Below are 21,309 nucleotides of genomic sequence, written 5' to 3'. Positions count from 1 at the left end.
GCAACGCAGGCCAGACGGCGAGGAATTCACCTTTCATGGCAGACACCACCGTCCTCGACACCCCCACCGCGCCGCCGGAGCCACCCGGGGTCAGGAACACGCTCGGCGGTGCGCTGCGCCACAGCCCCGGCCGCGCCTTGACGGTCCTTGTCTTCAGCATCGCCTCCGCGGTCGCCGCCGTCGCCCTGCCCGCGGTCCTCGGCCGCACCGTCGACCGCCTCCTCGCCCGGTCCCCCGAAGCCCCTCAGCAGGTCACCCTGTGCATCGTGCTGATCTGCGTCGAGGTGGGCGGTGACAGCGTCGTCGCCCTCGCCGGTGGCGGCCTGACCAGCCGCAGCACCGCCTGGCTGCGCCGCCTCGGCACCATCCGCCTCGTCTCCGCCTTCCCCCACCAGGTCGCCGAGCGCTTCGCGCCGGGCGACACCACCACCCGGCTCACGGCCAACGCCGCCGGTGCCGCCGCCGCGCCCACCACCGTCGTCGGCGCCTTCGCCGCGCTGCTGACCCCCGTGGGCGCGCTCGTCGCGCTGGCCCTCCTGGACTGGCCCCTGGCCCTGGTCTTCGCCGCGGGACTGCCCCTGCTCGCGCTGTTCCTGCGGGGCTTCACCCGGACCTCCTCCGACAGCGTCGGCCGCTACCAAGGGGTCCAGGCCGACATGGCCCAGCGGCTGATGGAGAGCCTCGCCGGGGCCCGTACCATCGCCGCCGCGGGCACCACCCGGCGCGAACGCGACCGCGTCCTGGCGCCGCTGCCCGAACTCGACGCGCAGGGACGGCGCATGTGGCGCGTCTACGGGCAGGCGATGGCCTCCAGCAGCATCCTGGTCCCCCTGCTGATCACCGCCGTGCTCGCGGTCGCCGGCCTGCGCCTGGCGGCGGGGGCGATCACCGTCGGCGCGCTGCTCGCCGCCGCCCGCTACGCCTCGCTCGCGGCAGGCCTCGGCGCGATCACCGGACAGATCAACAGCCTGGTCAACAGCCGTACCGCCGCCACCCGCGTCATCGACCTGCTCACTCTGCCCGCGGCCCGCTCCGGGCAGCGCGCCCTGCCCGAGGGCGGGCCGGGGCACCTCGAACTCCGCCAGGTCACCGTCCTGCGCTCGGGCACGCCCGTCCTGCGCACGGTGGACCTCGACGTGCCCGGCGGCGCCACGATGGCCCTGGTCGGACGGTCCGGTTCGGGCAAGTCCGCCCTGGCCGCCGTCGCGGGACGGCTGCGTGACCCCGACGGCGGACACGTCCTGCTGGACGGCGTCCCGCTGACCGAGGCCGATCCCGCGGACCTGCGCCGCGAGATCGGGTACGCCTTCGAACGGCCCCACCTGTTCGGCACCACCATCGGCGACGCCCTGGCCTTCGGCCCCCGCACACCGCGGGCCGAGGACATCGAGGACGCCGCCCGCGCGGCAGCCGCGGACCAGTTCATCGAGCGCCTGCCGCACTCCTACGCCGCCCCGCTGGCGCACACCCCGCTGTCCGGCGGCGAGCTGCAACGCCTGGGGCTGGCCCGCGCGTTCAGCCACGCGGGCCGCCTCCTCATCCTCGACGACGCCACGTCCAGCCTCGACAGCGTCACCGAACACCGCGTCGGCCGGGCGCTGGTCCACCACGTCTCGCCCGGCACCCGCCTGCTGGTCGCCCACCGCGTCTCGTCCGCGGCCCGCGCCGACCTGGTGGCCTGGCTCGACGACGGCCGCGTCCGCGCCGTCGCACCGCACCACGCCCTCTGGGACGACCCCGACTACCGCGCGGTCTTCGCCGCCCCGGACACCGACGTCGAGGCGGCAGGATGAAGCCGGGGCCACGCCGACTGCGCCACCGGGCCCGCGACTTCCTGCGCGCACGGCCCCGCACCCTGCTCGCCCTGGGCGGCTGGTCACTCGTCGAGTCGGCACAGACCTTCATCGGCGGCTACGCCGTGTCCAAGGCCCTGGACCGCGGGTTCCTGGCCGGACACACCACCACCGGGCTGCTCTGGCTCGCCGCGTCGGCCGTCGCCATCGTCACCGCGGGGCTGGCCACCCGCCGCGTCTTCACCGGGCTCGCCGACCTCGTGGAACCCCTGCGCGACGGCCTCGTCCGTACCGTCGTGACCCGCGCCCTGGCCCGCTCGGCCGACGAGCCCGCCCTCACCGCCAAGAGCGCCGCCATCTCGCAGCTGACCAACCAGACGGAGATGGCCCGCGACAGCTTCGCCGGACTCGTCCTGGTCACCCGCTCCTTCGTCTTCACCGCAGCGGGAGCCCTGGTGGGCCTGGCCTCGCTCGACCCCCGGCTGCTCCTGGTCGTCCTGCCGCCCCTGGCGGGCGGACTCGCCCTCTTCCTCGCCACCCTCGCCCCCATGGCGTCCCGGCAGAGCGCGTTCCTGGAAGCAGACGAAGCCCTCTCCGCCCACTTCGGAGCCGTCGCGGAGGGACTTCGCGACGTCACGGCCTGCGGCGCGCAGGCCGCCACCGCCCGGCACACCCACACCCTCATCGAGGACGAGGCCCGAGCCGCCCGGTCCCTGGCCCGCTGGGCCGCGGTGCGCACCCTGGCCCTCGGCATCACCGGGCAACTGCCCGTCGTACTGCTCCTGATCGCCATCCCCCACCTCCTGGACCAGGGGCTCAGCGCCGGCGCCCTGCTGGGGGCCCTCACCTACCTCACCCAGGCCCTGCTCCCCGCCCTGCACACCCTCATGACCGCCCTGGGCGCCGCGGGCACCCGCCTTGCGGTCGTGCTGCGCCGCCTGACCGACGACACCCGCCCCATCGCCGACACGGCCGCGCTCGCCGTGCGCCCGCACCAGTCCCCCGGGGCACCACCGCGGCTGCCCCGGCCCCTCGGACACGCGGCCCCGCACGTCGAACTGCACGAGGTGACCTTCGCGTACGGACCGGCGGCGCAGCCCGTCCTGAAGGACCTCACGCTCGCGATCGGGCACGGCGAGCACTGGGCGGTCGTCGGTCCCAGCGGCATCGGCAAGTCCACCCTGACGGCCCTGATCTCCGGACTCCTGGCCCCCGGTCACGGGCACGTGCGCGTCGCCGGACACCGTGCGCGGCGGCCCGCCGACCTCGACGAGTCCCTGCAGCGCGTCCTGATCCCCCAACAGGCCTACGTCTTCTCCGGAACCCTCCGCGAGAACCTCCTCTACCTCCGCCCCGCCGGAGCCGAGGCCGGGGAACTGGACGCCGCCGTCCAAGCGCTCGGTCTGAGCCCGTTGCTCGAACGGATCGGCGGACTCGACGCCCCGGTCGACCCGAGCGCCCTGACCGAGGGGGAATCACAACTGGTCGCCCTGACCCGGGCCTACCTCTCCCCGGCCCCGCTGGCCATCCTCGACGAGGCCACCTGCCACCTCGACCCGGCCACCGAAGCCCGCGCCGAGGAAGCCTTCGCCCGGCGCCCGGGAACCCTGATCGTCGTGGCCCACCGCATCAGCTCGGCCCGCCGCGCGGACCACATCCTCGTACTGGACGGCGCCCACGCCGCGCACGGCACACACGCCGAACTCCTCGAACGCTCACCGCTCTACCGCGATCTGGTCGGCCGCTGGCACGCCGAGAAGCTGTGAGCGCGTGAGCGGCTCCGAGGCGAGCCCTCGCACCGGAGAGGGCTGCCCTCACGTCACAGGCGGCTCATGGAGGACACCGCGTGCAGCAACTCGACGATGGCCGTCCGGTCGCCCTGCTGCCCGGCGGCCACCTGGAGCGGCGAGAGCCGTCCCGCGGCAAGACGGCAGAAGTCCACCTCGGGGAGCACCAGATGGCTGACGCAGTTGTCGGGGCCGGCCCGGCCGCCGGGAGTGTCCAGCGGCAGGTACCAGGCTCCGCCGCTCTCGCCCTCGATCTCGAGGCGCAGGCTGCGCTCCGCGGCGCCGGGCTCCAGGACGGGCAGCGGCGGCGAGGCGAGACCCGCCTGCCTCCTGGCCGCGAGGATGGACGGCAGCATCTCCACGGCGACGCTGATCAGGGACCGCAGATGCTCGGGGACCGGAGGCGGGTAGGGGTAGTCCACCGCCTCGGCGATGTCGGTGGCGTGGATCCAGGTCTCGAAGGCGCGGTCGAGCAGGGCGAGCCGCAGGGGCAGGACGACGCCGTCGCCGTACGGCACGGCGATGTCCGCCACGCCACCGCCGCCGAACGCGCAGAGGCGGATCAGTTCGTAGGCCTGCTCCCGCCATGCGTCGCGGACCGATTCCGGCCCGTCCTCCTCCTCCGGCGCCTCGGCCGCACCGTCGGGGGACAGCATCTGCTGCCAGAGCGCCTCGGTCCGCTGCCGCGGTCCCGTCACCTGCTTCCCGGTCCGCGTGACCGGGTCCGGCAGCCCGAGAGTGGTGGAGACCATGCCGTCCACGGCCATCAGATGCCCGAGCACACCCCGTACCGACGTGTCGCGCGTGACGGACTCCTGGTCCTCGAACCACGCCAGGGTGACCGGGGCCGACCACTCGTCCTCCGCGAGGTCCGCCAACAGGCCGTCGAGCCTGGCGGTCTCGGAGTCGTAGGGCTGGGCGTAGTCGGGCACGGCGACGTCCGGCGCGCGGGCACCGAGGCAGGCGCCGAGCACTTGGGCGCGCAGGGTGGGCGGGAGTTCCGGTTCCGTGCGCGCGTGCAGGAGCTCTGCCGCCGCGCGCAGCCTGAGCGCTTCCGCGGCACACTGCTCGCACTCCCGCAGATGCTCGTCGATCCGCTCCGCTTCCTGCGGCGAGCACGAGTGGAGCGCCCAGGCTCCGAGCAGCTTCCGCAGCCGGGAGTGTTCATCGGTCTCGGTACTGCCGCTCATACCCCTTCCTCCCTCAGCCCGTCGGACAGCATCTGCAGGCCTGTCCTGAGCCTGTGCAGAACTTCGTGCTCGGTGATCCCGAGCCGGGCGGCCGCCCGGCGATAGTCCAGATTCCCCGTGTAGACGAGGTGAAGCGCGACACGGGTCCTGGTGGTCATCGAACTGAATGCCGCATCGGCGGATCGGACCCCCTCCGCGCGGCCGGCCGCATCAGGGGCGCGGCCGGGCGCCTCGGCGAGTGCCCCGGAGCCTTCCTGCGTACCGGCCTCGTGGGCCGTGTCCCTGGCCCGCTGGTCGGCCTGGCGGCACACGCCGGTGACGAGCCACGTGCCGAGCCGGTACCGGGCGGGATCGTAGGACTCCGGATGCCGCCAGAGCTGGGTGAACACCTCGGTCACCACGTCCGTCACGGCCTTCTCGTCGTCCAGCACGCGGGCGGCGACCGCGTGCACCAGGCGGGCGTAGCGGTCGTACAGCTCGCCGAGTGCGGCCGCCTCTCCGGCCTTCAGACGCACGTGAACGCGCCGTTCCCACTCCGCCGAACCCCCGCGCTCCGCGCCCATTCCCCTCCCCTTCACGCCCCTTCACGCCTCTCCTCGACACCGTAGCGACTCACGGCTGCGCCGGGGGCCGCATGGCAAGTCTTCGGGCGGCGAGGCCGGTTCGGATGCAGCGGACCGCCCGTGTCCGCGGCGGCCCGGTAGGACGGCCGGTCAGCGGGCGATCGAGATCGCGAAGGGCGCGAATCCGTCGGACCTGATCACGTGCGGCACGAAAAGGATCGCGGCCTCCGTGGCACGGGCGGTCCGGACACCGCCGAGATCGGTGATCCACTCCGCCCGCCAGCCGAGGTCGAGGAGCAGTCCCCGGACGGTCCGCTTGGCCCGCGGGTCCTCGCCGGAGAGGAACGCGGTCGGTGCCTGGGCGAGCGCGGCCGGATCGGTCATCACCGGGAAGAGCATGGTGTTGAGCGTCTTGACGACGGGCGTCTCGGGGAGCGCTTCCTGGAGCAGCTCGGCGAGGCTGGAGCCGGGGTGGATGAGGTCGGCGGGGAGCCCGTCCGGCCCGTCGACGGTGGCGTTGGAGACGTCGACGAGTATCTTGCCGCGCAGTTCCTCGCGAAGGGCGACGAGGCGTTCCAGCGAGCCTGCGCCCGGAGTGGCGTTGATGACGATCCGGGCCGTCCGGGCGGCGTCGGCGGCGGCGCCCGGTGCGCGGCCCGCCACGGCCACCTGATGCCCTGCCCGGGTGAGGGCGTCGGCCAGGTTGCCGCCGACGCGGCCGTTTCCGAGTACGGCGATCGTGGTCATGGTGATGCGGTCCTTCCGTAGGTGCGGTGAGAAGTGCGGGTGGAGGTACGGGCAGTGGTGTGCGGTCGGCTCAGCGGGAGAGCGTGGCGACGGCCTCGGCGTGGATGCCGGGCGCGGTGGCCAGGAAGCTCCGGCTCTGCGGGGTCCAGGGGCGGCCCTCGGCGTCGGAGATCTCGCCGCCCGCCTCGGTGACGAGCAGCGCCCCGGGCAGCAGGTCGGCGCGGGCGCCGGCGAACTGCCAGAAGGCGTCGGTCCGGCCGGCGGCCACGTCGACCAGGTGCAGGGTCGCGGGGACGGAGGTGCGGACGACGAGCGCGTCGAAGAGCATCGCGGTGATCGAGGAGCCCACGCGCCGTACGACGTCCCCGTCCTCGTCCGGCCGGGCCTGGCTGGTGGCCACGATGCTCAGGCCGAGGTCCGTGGTCGGGGCGACGCGCAGGGGCCGGCCGTCGAGGTGGGCGCCCGCGCCGGTGAGCGCGGTGTAGGTCTCGCCGGTCAACGGCAGGTGCACCACGGTGAGTACGGGCCGGTTCTCCCGTACGAGGGTGGCGGTCACCGCCCAGTCCGGCAGGGCGTGCAGGTGGTTGACGTTGCCTTCGGCCGGATCCACGACCCACCATTCGCCGGCCGGCAGTGCCCCGCCGTCCAGCTCGTCCTCCACCCAACGGGCGTCCGGGCGAAGGGCGGTGAGGCGGGGGCGCAGGATGTCGAGGGCGGCGTCGTCGTTGACGGCGAGGGCGCGCATCAGGTCTTCGCGGGTCTCGTGGCGGACCACCTCGCCGAAGCGCTCGCGCAGCGCCGCGCCGGCCTCCTGTACGGCGCTCGCGGTCCGGGCGAGCAGCTCGGTGTCGGATGCGGGGACGTCGGTGGTCTCCAGCGTTTCGGACATGGCGGTACTCCCGTGTGAGGAGGGGTGAGGGGGCCGGCCGAGGGCCGAACTGCGGGTGGTGCCCCGCGCTTTCGTCTCGAAGGTATAGAGCCCCATGGTTAACTTCAAATGCATGTCATGAAGGGTTGGGATTACTCGGATGCAATTGGATTTGAACCTGCTGGCGGCGCTCGACGCGCTGCTGGAAGAGGGAAGCGTGGCCGGTGCGGCGGCGCGGCTGCATGTCACCGCCCCCGCGATGAGCCGGAGCCTGGGCCGCATCCGGCGCACGACCGGGGACCAGATCCTGGTGCGCACCGGCCGCACGATGACGCCGACGCCGTACGCGATCGCGGTACGGGAGCAGGTGCACGAGTTGCTGCACCAGGTCCACGGTGTGCTGGCGCCGAGCCGTGCACTCGACCTGGAGACCCTGGAGCGCACCTTCACCCTCCGCTGGCACGATTCGCTGGTCGCCATGAGCGGCCCCGCCCTGCTCGCGGCGGTGCGCGGTCAGGCGCCGGGCGTGCGGCTCCGCTTCCTCGCGGAGTCCAGCGGCGATACGCCGGAGCTGCGGCGCGGCGAGGTCGACCTGGAGGCGAACGCCAACCGCCCCGACGCACCGGACATCCGTGCCGAGCGCGTGGGTGCGTCCCGTCTCGTCGTCGTGGTGAGGCAGGGGCACCCGCTGACCCGCGTCGGAACCGTCACCGCGGAGCAGTACGCCGCCGCCGAACACGTCACCGTCTCGCGCCGCGGAAACCTCGGCAATGCCCTCGACGACGCCCTCGTGCCGCTCGGCCTGACCCGGCGCGTGGTGGCGACCGCGCCCACGGAGGCGGGCGCGCTGGAGTTCGCGCGCGGCTCCGATCTCCTGGTCACCACCCCCGAGGCGACCACCCGCTCCGCGGTCGCCGACCTGGGCCTGACGGCCCTCCCCCTCCCCCTCGAACTGCCCGCGGCACCGATCCACCTGTCCTGGCACCAGCGCTACGACACGGACCCGGCACACACCTGGCTACGCGACCTGGCACGAACGGCACTGGCCACGCGCGGGGTGGCGTAGCCCGTGGAGTCCGGCCTGCGGGGCGGGTGCCGTCAGGCGAGGATCACGGAGCGTGTGAGGTGTGCCGGTCGGTCCGGGTTCCGGCCCGCGTCCTCGGCGAGCCGTACGGCGACCCGTTGTGCCAGCACCAGTTCGGCGAGCGGATCGAGCCGTGGCTGCCGCAGATACGCCCCGGTGGCCTCGACGCGGTCGGCGAGTTCGGCGGGCAGCGGGGAGAGGCTCCACACGGCCCGGCCGGGGCCGGCCACCGCGATCGGCCCGTGGCGGTACTCCATGACGAGGTAGGACTCGGTCCACCGCGCCGCCGCCTCCCGCACTTTGAGCGCGGCTTCGTGCGCGAGCCCCGCGTGCCAGCCCTCCCCGAGGAAGGTGAGCTGTTCCGCCTGGAGCAGGACCGGGTCCAGGGGCGCGCCGAGAGCGGTGACCGCGTCCCGGAGCGCCCGCTCGACCGGCTGGCCCAAGTGCGCCAGGAGCAGCACGAGTTGAGTGGTGGGGTACCGGGTCTGCACGACGGACCGTTCGTCCGCGCCGGCGAGCACGATGACGTCGTGGGCCGCGCGGGCCGCGGGAGAGCCGGCGACCGCGGTGATCGTCGTGACGCGCGTCGCGGGATCCGCGGCGGCGAGCGCGGCGAGGACCTCGGTGGTCGTGCCGGACCGGGTCAGGGCGAGGATCCGGTCGTAGCGGCGGTGCAGAGGGGCCACGGAGGCGGGGTAGGCGTCGGTCGGGCCGTGTCCTCTGTCCTCGCGGAGCCGGGCGTAGGCCTGGGCCATGAACAGCGAGGTCCCGCAGCCGATCACGGCGACGTGCTCGCCCTGCGCGGGCAATGCCGCCCGGTGGGCGGGCAGTTGGCTCAGCGCGCTCTCCCAGCACTGCGGCTGGCTGACGATCTCCTGGCTTGTGAGCGACGTGCGTGGCATGAGGGGGTGGCTTCCGTTCCGGGGAAGGTGGCTGTCCGCGTCGGCGGTGCGAGTGGACGCGACTCACGGTGCGAAGGGACGCGACGTGCCTTGCGAGTGGACGTGCCGCGTGGAGGAGGGCCCCGCGTCGGCGGGCCTGCCGTGGGAGTGGCGGCTCAGGACTCCGTCACCTCGGCCAGGGTGGCGCGCAGGGAGGGCGGGAGGAGTTCCCCGTGCGCCCGCACCATGGCGTCGCACAGCCGCCAGATCTCCTGCACGGTGAGGGTCGCCGCGGTGGCGGGGTCGACCATGGCCGCGTGCCGGATGTGCCGGGGTTCGTCGTCGAGGGCGGCCCGTACGACCAGGTCGTTCATGCTGAGGTAGGTGCGGTTGAGCGCGGCGAGCTGCGGAGGCAGGGCTCCGGCGCGGGTGGGCTGTACGCCGTTCGCGTCGACCAGGCAGGGCACCTCGACCACGCCGTGCGCCGGGAGGTTGTCGATCAGGCCCCGGTTGGGGACGTTGCCGTAGACGGTGCGCGGGGTGCCGGTGACGATGCTGTGGATGATCTGGGGCGCGTACTCCATGGTGCCCTCGACGGTGAGCGGCGCCCCCTGGGCCAGTGCGTCGCGGGTCCTGTGGTACTCGGCGACGTTGTCGTCGACGATGCCGAGGTAGGCGCCGACGGGCAGCCGCAGGCGGTCGATCTCGCTGTCGTGGTGCAGGTACCAGGGGACGTACTCGGCGGAGTGCTCGCTGGTCTCGGTGGGGTAGTACCCGAGCCGCCGGTACATGTCGACGCGGACCCTGCGGCGCAACTGCTCGTCCCGGGCGATCAGTTCGTCGAGCCGGGGATAGAGGTCGGTGCCGCGGTGCTCGAACCGGAGCACCCAGGCCTGGTGGTTGACGCCGGCCGCCCGGTAGGTGATCTCCTCGTACGGCACGTCGACGAGCTTGGCCAGGTCCTGCATGGTCCAGTACACGGAGTGGCACAGGCCGACGACCCGGTCCAGGCCGGTGGCCCGGGTGAGGTACTGGACGTTCATGGCCATCGGGTTGGTGTAGTTGAGCAGCCAGGCGTCGGGGCAGACCTCGGTGATGTCGTCGCCGAGCTGCTTGAGGAACGGGAAGGTGCGCAGGGCGCGGAAGATCCCGCCGACGCCGAGGGTGTCCCCGATGGTCTGGCGCAGTCCGTGGCGGGCGGGGACGTCGAAGTCGGTGCGGGTGGCCTCGCCCATGCCGATCTGCACGATGTTGATCACGAAGTCGGCGCCGGTCAGGGCGGCGCGGCGGTCGGCGTGGGCGGTGATGCGGGCGTCGGCGCCGAGTTCGCGGGCGATGTAATGGGCCGCGGCCTCGGCGGTGGCGAGCCGGTCGGCGTCGATGTCGTGCAGCGCTATGCGGGCGTGCCGGAGCTCGGGGAAGCCGAAGAGGTCGGCGAGCAGGCCCTGGGTGAAGACGACGCTGCCTGCGCCGACGAAGGCGATCTTGGGGTGGGTCATGAGGTGGGTGCTCCGCTGAGGGTGGTGTGGGCGAGTGCTTCGTCCCAGGTCGGCTGGGCTCGGGTGCCGCCGTGCGCCCGCGTGGAGAGGGCGCCGCACACGGCCGCGAAGGTCAGGGCGCGGTGCGCGGGGTGGCCGTGCAGGGTGGCGGCGACGAAGCCGGCGTCGAAGCTGTCTCCGGCGCCGACGGTGTCGACGGTGTCGAGGGGGGTGAGGGTGAGCGCGGGCGTGGTGGACAGGCCTCGGCCGTCGTGGCACAGGGCGCCGTCGGCACCGTTCTTGACGACCACCAGGGGGACGCGGGCGGCGAGGATCGTGGCGGCCAGTTCGGGGGTGTCGCCTCCCGGTCCGGCCAGGTGGCGGGCCTCCCTGGCGTTGGGCAGCAGGATGTCGGTCCCGGCCAGGACGGTGTGGAGGGCGGCCGGATCCCAGGCGCCGGACGGGTCGTCCTGGGTGTCCAGGGAGGTCGTCGCACCGTGGGCGCGGGCGGTGGCGAAGAGTCCGGGCAGGTCCTCGGCCAGGCGCGGCTGGAGGAAGAAGGAGGCGGCGTGGACGTGTCGGCTGCGGGTGAGCAGGTCGTGGGGCACGTCGCGGCCGGAGGTCGCGGTGAGGGTGCCGGGCGAGGTGAGAATGGCGCGGTCCTCGCCGCGGGTCAGGACGACGGTCAGCGGGGTGGGCCGGGCCGGGTCCAGGGTCAGGGCGCGGGTGTCGACGCCGTGCGCGGTCAGCTCGTCGCGGACGTAGCGCCCGGCGTCGTCGTCCCCGACGCGGCCGGCGAACGCCACCGTCAGGCCGAGCCGGGCGGCTCCGCACGCCATGATCGCGGCGGAGCCGCCGAGGGTGAGCGTGCCGGAGTCGGCGAGTTGCTCGCGCTGGCCGAAGGCGAGGGGCTCGGCGAGCGGGCCGACGATCACGTCGGGATTGGCGTCCCCGATGACGAGGAGGTCGTACGCGGGCGGCATCGTGGTCCTTCGGGTCGTACGGAGAACGGAAGGGGGCGTGACGTAAAGCGGGCCGGTGCCGGAAGGGCTGCGGGTGGGCGGTGGACGCTGGGCAGTGGGCAGTGGGCAGTGGGCCGTGAGCGGTGGGGGCCGTCGTGCTGACGGAGCCGCCGTGTCAGCCCTTGAGTCCGCTGGAGGTGACCGACCTGACGAACGCCTTCTGCGCGAACAGGAACGCGACAAGGACCGGCAGGACCGTGATGACGTTGCCCGCCATCACGGCGGACCAGCGGGTGTGGTGCTGCCCCTGGAAGGTGGTCAGGCCCAGTTGCAGCGTGTACTGGGTGTCGTGGTTGATGGCGATCAGTGGCCAGGTCAGGTCGTTCCAGGTGGTGAGGAAGGTCAGCACGGCCACGGTCGCCAGGGCGGGACGGGCCAGGGGCAGGACGATGGACCGGAGCACCCGCAGCCGTGAGCAGCCGTCGATCCAGGCGGCCTCCTCCAACTCCCTGGGCAGGGAGAGGAAGAACTGCCGCAGCAGGAACACCGCGAACGGCGTGACCAGCGAGGGAACGATCAGCGCGCCGAGGGTGTCGATGAGGCCGAGCTTCTTCATCACCAGGAAGGTGGGGATCATCGTCAGCTGGAACGGGACCGCCATCGTCGACAGCATGAGCACGAGCAGTACCCGGGATCCGGCGAACCGCATCCGGGCGAACGCGTAGCCCCCGAGCGCGCCGAAGACGAGGTTCGAGGTCACCGCCACCGCGGAGACGATGACGGAATTCAGCAGCCACCGCGGGAACATGGCGTTGCCGAGGACGTAGCGGTACCCGCCCGGATCGATGGTCGAGGGCCACAGCGCGGGCGGGAAGCGGTTGATCTCCGCGTTGGACATCACCGAGCTGAGCAGCAGCCACACCAGCGGCAACGCGAACAGCGCGGCCAGCGGCACGAGCAGCAGATGCCAGGCGCTGAACGGCAGCCGCATGCGCCGGCGCCGGGCGGCCGGCACGGCGGGACGGGTGGTGACGCGGGGGGTCCCGGTCGTGGTGACGGTCATCAGGTCGCTGCTTTCGTACGAGGGGTGCGCTCGCGGCCGCGCAGCGCGCGCAGCAGGACGGACACGACGAGGAGGGCCACCGCGAGGACATAGGCGGCCGCGGCTCCGTACCCTGCGGTGAACTCCTTGAAGGCCTGCTCCCAGATGAAGTAGACGATCACGGTGGTGGAGCCCAACGGGCCGCCCTTGGTGGTGACATAGACCAGGTCGAAGACCTGGAGGGCCTGGATGGTCTGCCACAGCAGCAGGAACACGCTCACCGGTGCGAGCGAGGGAAGCGTCACGTGGCGCAGCACCTGGAACGGCCCCGCGCCGTCCAGCCGGGCCGCTTCGAGCAGGGATTGCTGTACGTCCTGGAGTGCGGCCAGGTAGATGACGGTGCACAGCCCGGTGCCGCTCCACAAGGTGATGGCGACCAGGACGAGCAGGGCCTGCGAGGGGTCGGTGAGGAAGCCCTGCGGTGCGATGCCCAGGTGGTGCAGGACCGAGTTGGCCGCTCCGAACTCGGGGTCGAGGATGAAGGAGAACAGCACGCCCTGTGCCGTGGCGGAGATGACGAACGGCACGAAGAACAGCGTCCGGTAGAGACCGACGAAGCGGATGCGCTGGTTCAGCACGAGGGCCAGGGCGAGCCCGAGGGCGATGCCGAGCGGCACGTAGAGGGCGGTGTAGAGGACGGTGTTCTTCACCGCCTGGTGGAAGTCGGGGTCCTGGCGCAGGGCCCGGTAGTTGTCCAGGCCCACCCAGCGGCTGGGGGTGACGAGGTCGTTGGCCTGGAAGGAGAGCAGCAGGGACCAGATCACGGGCAGGACGCTCAGGCCGAGGATGACGAGCACCGCGGGCGAGATGAACGCCCAGGCGGTGGCGGACTCGCTGCGGCGCCGACGGCGCAGGGCCCGCGACGCGGCGCGTTCCCGGGGCAGGGTCAGCGGGGTGGGCAGTGGGGGCATGTCAGGTCCTCAACGCGGTATCAGCAGGGCGGCGTTGGACTCCTGGGCGCAGGAGCGCACGGCGTCGGCGGGGCTCGCGCGGCCGAGCAGCACCGCGACGACGGCCCGGCCCAGGGAGCGGGAGATGCGGGGGTAGGCCGGGTGCACGGGGCGTACCCGCGCGGAGGAGACCGCTTCGGTGAAGACGGACAGGCCCGGGGTGCGGTCGGCGTGCTCGCGCCAGGCCCGGCGGTCCTCGCTGCGACGGCTCAGCGGCAGGCTGCCCGCCCGTACGTCCCAACGGCTGTCCTGGGCGGGCTGGATCAGCCAGGTGACGAACGTCCTGGCCGCCGCCGCGCGGGCCCCGCCGTTGTCGAACAGGGTCCAGGTGTCGGGGCCCGAGATGGTGAGGGGGCGGCGGCTGAAGCTGGGCAGCGGGACGACGTGGTAGTCCAGGCCGGCCTGCTCGATGTCCGGCAGTTGCCACGGCGCGGTGGGCACCATGCCCATCCGTCCGGACAGGAAGACCTGGTACATCTGCTCGCTGCCCGGCTTGGGGTCGACGTAGACGCTCCTGTCGCGGGCAAGGTCGCGCACGACCTCCAGAGCGCGTACGCCCTCCTCGGCGAATCCGATGCTCCGGCCGTCGTCGGCGATGACGTCGCCGCCCAGGTCCCACACCAGCGGCCACAGCCGCCACACCGTGTCCTCGTCCCCGGTGCCCGGCCAGCCGGTGCCGAACCGGCCCTTGTCCGCGTCGGTGAGGCGGCGCGCGGTGTCGGTGAACTCCCCCCAGGTCCAGCCCGCTTCCGGCAGGTCGAGCCCGGCCTCGGCGAAGAGCTTCTTGTTGCAGACCACGGCCAGGCAGTCCAGGAGGGCGGGCACGGCACGCACCCGGCCGTTGACGGTGACGGCCTCGCGGGCCGGCGCCCAGTAGGTGCGCCACGGCGTCGCGCCGCCGCGCACGTGGTCGGTGAGGTCGACGACCTGGGGGCTGCGGGCCACGCTCGCCAGATCGGAGCCGAAGACGTAGGCGATGTCGGGGTAGGAGCCGGACGCGAGCGCGGCGGTGACCTTCTGGAGCATGGCATCGGCGAGGACACCGCCGCCCAGGTCCACGCGGATCTCCGGGTGCGTACGCTCGAATTCGGCGACGAGCCCCTTGATGACCCGTGCGGCGATGTCCGTCTGCCCGTGCCACATCTGGATCGTGACGCGGCCGTCGGAGCCGGCCCCGCCGTCCCCGTCCCGGCCGCAGCCGGTCAGCGCGCCGCCGGCCGCGAGGAGCGCCCCGGCACCACCGGCGCGCAGCACGCCGCGCCGCGACGGCACACCGGGTACTGCAGTCATCACTACCTCCACGAAGCATGAAGATCGGGCGCGCCCAGCGGCGAAGGGGGTCGGGCGCACCCACCGGAGAAGGGGGGCCTGGCGCGGCAGGCAGCCGGGTTCCGGGCGACCGGAACCCGGCCGTCCGTCAGCAGGTCCGGCGGAGGTACCCGTCGGCACCGGCGGGCGCCACACCGACGTCACGGCGGACGATGCTCAGCCGGTCCCCCCAGCCCGCGCAGGCCTTGCGCAGACCGGCGGCCGAGTACTCGACGACCAGGACGTGATCGCCGTACGCGGCCGTGTACCGGTCGCACTCGTCCCACTGCCCGCACTCCTCGGCGACGGCGAAGTCGAGGCCGGTCTCCTCGTGCGCGGCGGCCAGGTCCGGGGTGTTCTTCTGCGCGACGGCCAGGCCCTTGGCGTGGGCGTGCGCGGACAGCAGCGAGACGAAGGCCTTGGCGTGGCTCGCCTTCAGGTGGGCGGGGAAGCGGGTGTACGTGTCGTAGTTGTCCGGCTCGACCGCCTGGAATCCCTTGGCCGCGCAGCCGTCGATCCACCCGTTGACCTTGGCGGCGATCCGGCGGCGCTTGTCGGCGGTGCGGATGTCGAGGACGGCCTCGCCCCATGCGCCGTCGTAGACGACGTCGCCGTTCCCGTCGCGCAGGAGCAGGTCGCGGTCCCACTCCCCCTCCGCCCCGGGCTGTGCCTGGAAGGCGTTGACGTAGCAGAGGTTGTACAGGCCGGGTGCGGGGGCGGCCTTGTGGTCCCGGCTGACGATGCCGACGCCGGCGGGCGGGGTGTAGGCGCCGCCGATCTGGTAGTCGAAGCCGGCGCGGGACGGCGGCGGGGCGGGGGCGACGGCGCCGGCCGACGCCGTGGACGGTGCGAGCAGACCGGCCGCGGCAGCGGCCACGCAGGCCACGGCCGCGGCCGTACACCTGCGCACAACGTGATTGAGGCTCATCGGTGAGCTCCAGCCGTGGGAGGGCACGTCCCCGCCTCGGACCGGAAACGGTCCTGGCGACTCAGTCCGGGCTCATGGCCGAGGCCAACTACCGGCTGGGCGTACCTCTGCGCCGAGTGCTCGACGTCGGCGTTGCCAGGGAGTTAAGCGAGCGTCTCCAGCCATGTCAAGGGAGGGGAATTGACGGAAGTTCGGCCAACTCGCGCAGAAGCGCGCATAGATGACGGCAATCCGTGAGCGTTCGTGTGCGCCGAAGCTATGCTCGGCCCGTGCTCAGAAGCGACCGCCATGTGCGGATACTCGACCACGTAGCCGCGCAGGGCAGCGCTGATGTCACCCAGCTGTCCACGCTCCTGGGAGTCTCGCAGGCCACCGTGCGACGCGATCTGCGGCACCTGAGCGAGCGACGGCTGCTCGAACGCACCCATGGCGGCGCCGTGGTCGGCGGCCTGAGCATCGAGTTGCCGCTCAAGCACCGCGCGGACCAGCGCTCCCCGCAGAAACAGGCGATCGCCCGGGCCGCCGCGGACCTCGTTCCCGACGGCGCGGTCGTGGGCCTGACGGGTGGCTCCACGACCACGGAGGTGGCCAGACTGCTCGCCGACCGGGGCCCGGTCACCGTCGTGACCAACGCCGTGAACATCGCCGCGGCCCTGGTCCTGCGCCCGGCCGTCACCCTGATCGTGATCGGCGGCACGGCCCGCGGCGAGAGCTACGAACTCATCGGCCCCATCGCCGAGAAGACGCTCGCCGACCACCACACCGACATCGCGTTCCTCGGCGTCGACGGCATCAGCGCCGGGCACGGCTGCACGACGCACGACCAGCTGGAGGCCGCGACGGACCGCGCCTTCGCCTTGCACAGCGGTCGTTCCGTCGTGGTCGCCGACCACTCCAAGATCGGCCGGACCACGTTCGCGAAGATCTGCCCGGCGGCCGACGTGGACACCCTGATCACCGACGGGGCCGCGCCACCGGCCGAGCTGTCGGCGATCCGGGCGCTCGGCGTACGCGTCGGGGTCGTCTGAGGTCGGGCTTTCCCGTCCGCCCCAGCACTGGCTCCACGGGGCCCGGTTCACTCTTTCGAGGAACGGACGGGGAAGGGACCAATCCGCGGGCCGAGCGGCACCGGATCAGCAGTGACGAGGGCAGACAGCTCTCGTGCACTCGATCGCTGAGGAATCTTCATGCAGACTCCAGTCCGCCGTATCGCCGTCGCCGTCGCCGCCGCCGCTCTCCTTCCGCTGGCGCTGACCGCCTGTTCCGACAGCGACTCCAAGGACAAGGCCTCCGACAGCAAGTCGGCCGGTGACTCCAGCGCGTCGGACAAGAGCACTCCGTCCGACGAGATGGCCGGCATGGACAAGCCGTTCGGCCCGGGCTGCGCCTCGGTGCCGAAGGACGGCAAGGGCAGCTTCGACGGCATGGCCAAGGACCCGGTCGCCACCGCCGCCTCGAACAACCCCGACCTGTCCACCCTGGTGACGGCCGTGAAGAAGGCCGGGCTCGTGGACACCCTGAACAGCGCCAAGAACATCACCGTCTTCGCACCCACCAACGACGCCTTCGCGAAGATCCCGAAGGCCGACCTGGACAAGGTCCTCGCCGACAAGGCCCAGCTCACCAAGATCCTGACCTACCACGTCGTGGGCCAGAAGCTCGAGCCCAAGGACCTGGTGAAGGGCTCGTACACCACGCTGGAGAAGTCCAAGCTCACCACGGCGGGCTCCGGCGAGTCCTACAAGGTCAACGACAGCGCGAAGGTCGTCTGCGGTGGCGTCAAGACCGCCAACGCCAACGTGCACATCATCGACACGGTCCTCATGCCCAAGAGCTGACCGTGTTCCCGCCGACGGCGGGCGAGCACACCCTGAGGGTGGGATGCGCAGACCGCGCACCCCACCCTCCGTGCTGCCCGGCCCCGGGCGGAGTCACTCGCCCCGGCTGTGGGCCGTCGCCTCCAGCAGCGTCGGGAAGATCTCGAACAGCCTGAGGGTCCCCGATATCTCCAGGCGCCGAGTCGTCGGCGGGCTGAGCGGGCCGACGAGCCAGGGCAGATGCCCCGTCCGCTGCCGGTGCCGCAGCAGCGTGGTGAGTACCTCGGCGCTCATGAACGGGATGCGGGAGGCGTCGACCGCGACGTGCTTGCCGGTCAGGCGGCCGATCTCCAGTGCCATGTCGAGCCGTTCGAGATCGATCAGGTCCTCGAAATCGGCGTTGATCAGCACCACGAACAGATGCTGCCACTCCGTGACGAACAACGGCCGCCGCGCGGGAACCGGCGAAACCATGACGTGCCTCCTGCTTCGTCGTGCTCGGTCGCGTACCGCGAGAACCCGCTCAGTCGACGGTGACGACGACGGAGTGCCGGCCGGAGGCTCCGTCCGGGATGGTGCGGGTGCGCTTCTCGGTCTGGGTGGCGCCGGACTTGTCGGTGGCCCGGACCGTCAACGTGGCCTGGCCCTTGGTCGCCTGCCAGGCGTAGGACCACTGGCGCCAGGTGTCCGAGGTGTCCTCGGTGGCCAGGCGCGCCTCCTCCCAGGGGCCGTCGTTCACCCGCACCTCGACCTTCTCGATCCCCCGGTGCTGCGCCCAGGCGACCCCCGCGACCATCACGGCTCCCGCCTTCGGCCGGGCGAACGGCTTGGGGGTGTCGATACGGGACTGGGTCTTGATCGGCGCCTTGCGGGCCCAGTCCCGCTTGACCCAGTAGGTGTCGTAGGCGTCGAAGGTGGTCAGCTCGATGTCCTCGATCCACTTGCAGGCCGACACATAGCCGTACAGACCCGGCACCAGCATGCGGACCGGGAAGCCGTGCGCGAACGGCAGCGGCTCGCCGTTCATGCCGAGCGCGAGCATCGCGTCCCGGCCGTCCATCACGTCCTCGACGGGAGTGCCGATCGTCATGCCGTCCACGGACCTGGCCACCAACTGGTCGGCCGGGCCGCCCCGGGAGGGCGGGCGCACACCGCAGCGTTCGAGCAGGTCGGCGAGGCGTACGCCGATCCAGCGGGCGTTGCCGACATAGGGGCCGCCCACCTCGTTGGAGACGCAGGTCAGCGTGATGTCACGCTCGATCAGGGGCATCCGCAGCAGGTCGTCGAAGGACACGTTCAGCTCGCGGTCGACGCCGTCGCCATGGATGCGCAGCCGCCAGGAGGTGGCGTCGACCTTGGGGACGACGAGCGCGGTGTCCACGCGGTAGAAGTCGCCGTTGGAGGTCATGAACGGGCTGATCCCCTCGATCCGCAGCGCGGCGCCCTTCGGCACGGGCGCCGCCCTCGACTCCGGAACGGGCAGGACGACCTTCTTCCGGGAGGCGACGGCGTTCTGCCCCTGCGAGCCGTTGAGCGCCCGGCCCGCGAATCCCGCGCCCGCCGAGGCGGCGGCCGCCGCAGTGGCCGCGAGGACGAATCCGCGCCGGTCCCAGCCTGTTGCACCGGTTCCTGTTGCACCGGTTCCTGCTTCATCGGTCACCGGCGTCGGCGCCGACTGCTCCGCGTCGCGCGGGGGCGCCGGATGCCCCGGGTGGCCGAGACGGCCGGTCAGCCAGTACAGCAGCGCGGCCCCGGCCACGGCGCCGGTGAGCGAGGGCAGGGCGTCGGTGAAGCTCGTCGAGTCCGGCCTGCCGAGCGCGGCGAGCGCGCCGACCGCTCCGAAGACCAGCACACCGAGCGAACCCACCAGATGCCACCGGGTGGCGAGCATGCCCAGTGCGAGCGCGAGCACGGCCAGGACCGCGAGGATGCCGAGCTGCAGGACGAGCTTGTCGTTCGTGCCGAACTCCCGGATCGCCCAGTCCTTGACGGACGGCGGCGTACGGTCGATGGCCGCGCCGCCCACCGCGACGACGGGCCCGGATTCGGGCCGGACGGCGGCGGACACGAGTTCGGCGACGGCGATCGCCGCGCATCCCGCCAGCAGGCCGCTCAGCGCTCCCAGGGACAGCCGTGTGAAACCGCGGGGCGGACGCGGTGATGTGTGGTCCATGGTCAGGATCCGTTCCTGCGGAGGGTTCGGATGGGTCGCTCACGCGGATCGCTCACGCAGATGGCCTATCCGGGGCCACGGCGGCGCGCCGGTTCCGGCCGCGATTCACCCCCGTGCGCGGGCGGGTTCAGCGTTCGTCGCGTGCCGGGATGCCTGGCGACCGGTCACCCGGTCACTCGGTTAGGGCACTTGCCGAAGAATCGTGTGCACGGGTCGTTCCGGTGCTGTTGCCGCAGCTCACCGGCCATGTCCGTACCGACTCGACCGCTCCGCCCGTCACCCGTGCGCCTCCCTTCGAAAGGCAGGCTCGCCGAGTCGTGGTCACGGTATGTGAGGCGAGGCCATCGAGCAGGCCCCGCCGCGGCTTCCGGGAGACCGAGTGAGCCGCTCTGCCGCTCACCCGTGAATCGAAGGGATTGCGTCTCATGCGCAACATTGCCAAGGCGATCGCCGCCGGAGCCATCGTCGTGCCCGTCATCCTCGGAAGCGCCACCGTCGCGGCGGCCGACTCCGGTCCGGGCTACACGAAGTCGCAGAACTCCGCGACGTCGTCGGGCGGCACGTCCACCAAGACGCAGAGCGGCTTCGCGGAGGACGGCACCGCCTACTTCCACAAGTGCTCGAAGACGGCCAACTCGAGCGGCGCGACGGGCAACTCGACCGGCTCGCACTCCTGACGCCCATCCAGGCGTGACGCCGCGCGGCCACGCCCCGGTGAGCACGTGCTCACCGGGGCGTGGCCGCAGTCGGCTCAGGCACCGCCCGGGCGGCACGACGGCCGATCAGGCCGTTCATGCCGGTCCGGCCGATCATGCCGGTCCGGCCGGTCGAGCGAGAGCGCCGTCACGCGCGAACGCGGTCATGCGAGTACGCGGTCGTGCGGGTACTCGGCACTCGGTCATGCAGATACGCGCTCACGCGGGGAAGTCGACCAGACCGACCGGCGGAAGCGTCGGCGTCCTGGATCCTCCGGCCGGCTCGACCGTGATGCCGATCCCGGTGGCCTTGTCGATCGTGCCGTCCATGAGGGTGACCTGGTTGCTCTTGCCGCGCTCGAGAAGTCCCGCGGGCCGCATCGCGCCGTCGTCGTTGAACCAGAGTTCGTAGACCTTGCCCTTGGGCAGGCCGTCGAGGCCGGACGCCGTGAAGACCGCCCGGTTCCGGCTCGCCGAGGTGACCACGGCGCCGCGGGCACCGCCGGACAGGGTGACGGAATGGGTGCGCGCGTCACCGGCGGCGAGCACGGCCGCCACCTGATCGGCCTCGGTGCGGGCCGCACCGGCCTCCACCCGCGCCTCGCGGGCCTCCTGATGCTGCCAGGTCGCGACACCGCCGAGGGCCGCCGCGACCAGACAGGCGGCGAGCGCGAGGTTGCGGAGCCACGGTGCCCCCTTGGGCGACGGCGTCACATCTGCCCGACGCGGAGTACGCGGGGGCTCCTGGCGGACGTCGCCGATCTCGGCGAGCACCGCCCGCTTGAGCGCGGGAGGCGGCGGCACGTGGGCGGCGAGAGCCAGGCGGCCGGCCGTCGCGGCGAATTCGGCCACCTCCTGGCGGCAGTCCGCGCACCCGTCCAGATGCTCCTCGAACGCCGCCCGCTCATCGGACTCCAGCGCGTCGAGGGCGTACGCACCGGCCAGGGTGTGCGCGTCGTTCGAGCTCATGTCACCGCGCCCGG

The 21,309-nt window shown here is 72.6% G+C and carries 20 protein-coding genes; 6 read left to right on the top strand and 14 right to left on the bottom strand.

Features of this window, described 5'->3' with window-relative positions:
• Positions 1–35 precede the first annotated feature (35 nt).
• Positions 36–1,793 carry an ABC transporter ATP-binding protein gene (locus ACFYXE_RS08465; RefSeq protein ID WP_389310317.1) on the top strand — a complete coding sequence of 586 codons (1,758 nt, stop codon included), beginning with the start codon at positions 36–38 and terminating at the stop codon, positions 1,791–1,793.
• Positions 1,790–3,559, top strand: coding sequence for an ATP-binding cassette domain-containing protein (locus ACFYXE_RS08460; RefSeq protein ID WP_389310315.1), 1,770 nt, complete (start codon positions 1,790–1,792; stop codon positions 3,557–3,559). Before ACFYXE_RS08465 ends, ACFYXE_RS08460 begins: the two co-directional genes overlap by 4 nt.
• 53 nt (positions 3,560–3,612) lie before the next feature.
• Here ACFYXE_RS08460 and ACFYXE_RS08455 read toward each other — a convergent pair whose 3' ends face one another.
• The 4 genes from ACFYXE_RS08455 to ACFYXE_RS08440 all read right to left on the bottom strand — a co-directional run bounded on the left by ACFYXE_RS08455 (position 3,613) and on the right by ACFYXE_RS08440 (position 6,969).
• Entirely contained in the window at positions 3,613–4,770 is a 1,158-nt protein-coding gene (locus ACFYXE_RS08455) for a maleylpyruvate isomerase N-terminal domain-containing protein (RefSeq protein WP_389310314.1), read from the bottom strand.
• Complete coding sequence (locus tag ACFYXE_RS08450) at positions 4,767–5,333, bottom strand: RNA polymerase sigma factor (protein ID WP_389310313.1); 567 nt, start codon at positions 5,331–5,333, stop codon at positions 4,767–4,769. The genes ACFYXE_RS08455 and ACFYXE_RS08450 overlap by 4 nt, the downstream gene beginning before the upstream one ends.
• 150 nt (positions 5,334–5,483) lie before the next feature.
• Positions 5,484–6,080 (bottom strand): NADPH-dependent F420 reductase, encoded by a 597-nt coding sequence (locus tag ACFYXE_RS08445; RefSeq protein WP_389310311.1) that lies wholly within the window; start codon positions 6,078–6,080, stop codon positions 5,484–5,486.
• 70 nt (positions 6,081–6,150) lie between these two features.
• Positions 6,151–6,969, bottom strand: a complete 819-nt coding sequence (locus ACFYXE_RS08440) for an inositol monophosphatase family protein (protein ID WP_389310309.1) — start codon at positions 6,967–6,969, stop codon at positions 6,151–6,153.
• A 139-nt stretch (positions 6,970–7,108) separates the two neighbouring features.
• On the opposite strand from ACFYXE_RS08440, the gene ACFYXE_RS08435 reads away from it, so the two are divergent.
• A complete protein-coding gene (locus ACFYXE_RS08435; RefSeq protein WP_389310307.1) occupies positions 7,109–8,014 on the top strand; it encodes a LysR family transcriptional regulator in 906 nt (301 codons plus the stop codon).
• A 32-nt stretch (positions 8,015–8,046) separates the two neighbouring features.
• On the opposite strand, the gene ACFYXE_RS08430 is transcribed toward ACFYXE_RS08435, so the two are convergent.
• From ACFYXE_RS08430 to ACFYXE_RS08400, 7 genes are all read right to left on the bottom strand, one after another.
• Entirely contained in the window at positions 8,047–8,934 is an 888-nt protein-coding gene (locus ACFYXE_RS08430; protein ID WP_389310305.1) for an SIS domain-containing protein, read from the bottom strand.
• Between the two features lie 155 nt (positions 8,935–9,089).
• Complete coding sequence (locus tag ACFYXE_RS08425) at positions 9,090–10,412, bottom strand: alpha-glucosidase/alpha-galactosidase (protein ID WP_389310303.1); 1,323 nt, start codon at positions 10,410–10,412, stop codon at positions 9,090–9,092.
• The gene (locus ACFYXE_RS08420) at positions 10,409–11,374 is read right to left on the bottom strand and encodes a carbohydrate kinase family protein (RefSeq protein ID WP_389310301.1); all 966 of its coding nucleotides are present in this window, start codon (positions 11,372–11,374) and stop codon (positions 10,409–10,411) included. The genes ACFYXE_RS08425 and ACFYXE_RS08420 overlap by 4 nt, the downstream gene beginning before the upstream one ends.
• A 154-nt stretch (positions 11,375–11,528) precedes the next feature.
• The gene (locus tag ACFYXE_RS08415; protein ID WP_389310299.1) at positions 11,529–12,416 is read right to left on the bottom strand and encodes a carbohydrate ABC transporter permease; all 888 of its coding nucleotides are present in this window, start codon (positions 12,414–12,416) and stop codon (positions 11,529–11,531) included.
• Entirely contained in the window at positions 12,416–13,366 is a 951-nt protein-coding gene (locus ACFYXE_RS08410; protein ID WP_389310297.1) for a carbohydrate ABC transporter permease, read from the bottom strand. Before ACFYXE_RS08410 ends, ACFYXE_RS08415 begins: the two co-directional genes overlap by 1 nt.
• A gap of 9 nt (positions 13,367–13,375) precedes the next feature.
• Entirely contained in the window at positions 13,376–14,695 is a 1,320-nt protein-coding gene (locus tag ACFYXE_RS08405; RefSeq protein WP_389310295.1) for an ABC transporter substrate-binding protein, read from the bottom strand.
• Positions 14,696–14,822: 127 nt separating this feature from the next.
• A complete protein-coding gene (locus tag ACFYXE_RS08400; RefSeq protein ID WP_389310293.1) occupies positions 14,823–15,641 on the bottom strand; it encodes an endo alpha-1,4 polygalactosaminidase in 819 nt (272 codons plus the stop codon).
• Between the two features lie 269 nt (positions 15,642–15,910).
• Between ACFYXE_RS08400 and ACFYXE_RS08395 the strand changes: the two genes are divergently transcribed.
• Both ACFYXE_RS08395 and ACFYXE_RS08390 read left to right on the top strand, forming a co-directional pair.
• Entirely contained in the window at positions 15,911–16,669 is a 759-nt protein-coding gene (locus ACFYXE_RS08395) for a DeoR/GlpR family DNA-binding transcription regulator (RefSeq protein ID WP_389310291.1), read from the top strand.
• Between the two features lie 159 nt (positions 16,670–16,828).
• Positions 16,829–17,479 carry a fasciclin domain-containing protein gene (locus ACFYXE_RS08390; RefSeq protein ID WP_361167113.1) on the top strand — a complete coding sequence of 217 codons (651 nt, stop codon included), beginning with the start codon at positions 16,829–16,831 and terminating at the stop codon, positions 17,477–17,479.
• A gap of 93 nt (positions 17,480–17,572) precedes the next feature.
• Here ACFYXE_RS08390 and ACFYXE_RS08385 read toward each other — a convergent pair whose 3' ends face one another.
• Complete coding sequence (locus ACFYXE_RS08385) at positions 17,573–17,932, bottom strand: hypothetical protein (RefSeq protein WP_389310289.1); 360 nt, start codon at positions 17,930–17,932, stop codon at positions 17,573–17,575.
• A 49-nt stretch (positions 17,933–17,981) separates the two neighbouring features.
• Positions 17,982–19,631: a molybdopterin-dependent oxidoreductase gene (locus ACFYXE_RS08380; RefSeq protein ID WP_389310287.1), complete on the bottom strand. Its 1,650-nt coding sequence runs from the start codon at positions 19,629–19,631 to the stop codon at positions 17,982–17,984.
• A 425-nt stretch (positions 19,632–20,056) separates the two neighbouring features.
• On the opposite strand from ACFYXE_RS08380, the gene ACFYXE_RS08375 reads away from it, so the two are divergent.
• Positions 20,057–20,308, top strand: a complete 252-nt coding sequence (locus tag ACFYXE_RS08375; protein WP_361167104.1) for a hypothetical protein — start codon at positions 20,057–20,059, stop codon at positions 20,306–20,308.
• Positions 20,309–20,545: 237 nt separating this feature from the next.
• On the opposite strand, the gene ACFYXE_RS08370 is transcribed toward ACFYXE_RS08375, so the two are convergent.
• Entirely contained in the window at positions 20,546–21,295 is a 750-nt protein-coding gene (locus tag ACFYXE_RS08370) for an anti-sigma factor domain-containing protein (RefSeq protein ID WP_389310285.1), read from the bottom strand.
• Between the last annotated feature and the right edge of the window lie 14 nt (positions 21,296–21,309).

The sequence above is a fragment of the Streptomyces sp. NPDC002564 genome (assembly GCF_042889645.1).
Taxonomy (GTDB): domain Bacteria; phylum Actinomycetota; class Actinomycetes; order Streptomycetales; family Streptomycetaceae; genus Streptomyces.
Note: the sequence above shows the minus strand (reverse complement) of the source record. Positions and strands in the feature narration are given on the sequence as shown.

Coding starts and splice junctions, on each gene's coding strand:
- ACFYXE_RS08385 (WP_389310289.1), bottom strand. CDS start 17,932: ATGGTTTCGCCGGTTCCCGCGCGGCGGCCGTTGTTCGTCACGGAGTGG.
- ACFYXE_RS08450 (WP_389310313.1), bottom strand. CDS start 5,333: ATGGGCGCGGAGCGCGGGGGTTCGGCGGAGTGGGAACGGCGCGTTCAC.
- ACFYXE_RS08380 (WP_389310287.1), bottom strand. CDS start 19,631: ATGGACCACACATCACCGCGTCCGCCCCGCGGTTTCACACGGCTGTCC.
- ACFYXE_RS08420 (WP_389310301.1), bottom strand. CDS start 11,374: ATGCCGCCCGCGTACGACCTCCTCGTCATCGGGGACGCCAATCCCGAC.
- ACFYXE_RS08430 (WP_389310305.1), bottom strand. CDS start 8,934: ATGCCACGCACGTCGCTCACAAGCCAGGAGATCGTCAGCCAGCCGCAG.
- ACFYXE_RS08460 (WP_389310315.1), top strand. CDS start 1,790: ATGAAGCCGGGGCCACGCCGACTGCGCCACCGGGCCCGCGACTTCCTG.
- ACFYXE_RS08445 (WP_389310311.1), bottom strand. CDS start 6,080: ATGACCACGATCGCCGTACTCGGAAACGGCCGCGTCGGCGGCAACCTG.
- ACFYXE_RS08370 (WP_389310285.1), bottom strand. CDS start 21,295: ATGAGCTCGAACGACGCGCACACCCTGGCCGGTGCGTACGCCCTCGAC.
- ACFYXE_RS08465 (WP_389310317.1), top strand. CDS start 36: ATGGCAGACACCACCGTCCTCGACACCCCCACCGCGCCGCCGGAGCCA.
- ACFYXE_RS08455 (WP_389310314.1), bottom strand. CDS start 4,770: ATGAGCGGCAGTACCGAGACCGATGAACACTCCCGGCTGCGGAAGCTG.
- ACFYXE_RS08405 (WP_389310295.1), bottom strand. CDS start 14,695: ATGACTGCAGTACCCGGTGTGCCGTCGCGGCGCGGCGTGCTGCGCGCC.
- ACFYXE_RS08390 (WP_361167113.1), top strand. CDS start 16,829: ATGCAGACTCCAGTCCGCCGTATCGCCGTCGCCGTCGCCGCCGCCGCT.
- ACFYXE_RS08410 (WP_389310297.1), bottom strand. CDS start 13,366: ATGCCCCCACTGCCCACCCCGCTGACCCTGCCCCGGGAACGCGCCGCG.
- ACFYXE_RS08415 (WP_389310299.1), bottom strand. CDS start 12,416: ATGACCGTCACCACGACCGGGACCCCCCGCGTCACCACCCGTCCCGCC.
- ACFYXE_RS08435 (WP_389310307.1), top strand. CDS start 7,109: ATGCAATTGGATTTGAACCTGCTGGCGGCGCTCGACGCGCTGCTGGAA.
- ACFYXE_RS08400 (WP_389310293.1), bottom strand. CDS start 15,641: ATGAGCCTCAATCACGTTGTGCGCAGGTGTACGGCCGCGGCCGTGGCC.
- ACFYXE_RS08425 (WP_389310303.1), bottom strand. CDS start 10,412: ATGACCCACCCCAAGATCGCCTTCGTCGGCGCAGGCAGCGTCGTCTTC.
- ACFYXE_RS08440 (WP_389310309.1), bottom strand. CDS start 6,969: ATGTCCGAAACGCTGGAGACCACCGACGTCCCCGCATCCGACACCGAG.
- ACFYXE_RS08375 (WP_361167104.1), top strand. CDS start 20,057: ATGCGCAACATTGCCAAGGCGATCGCCGCCGGAGCCATCGTCGTGCCC.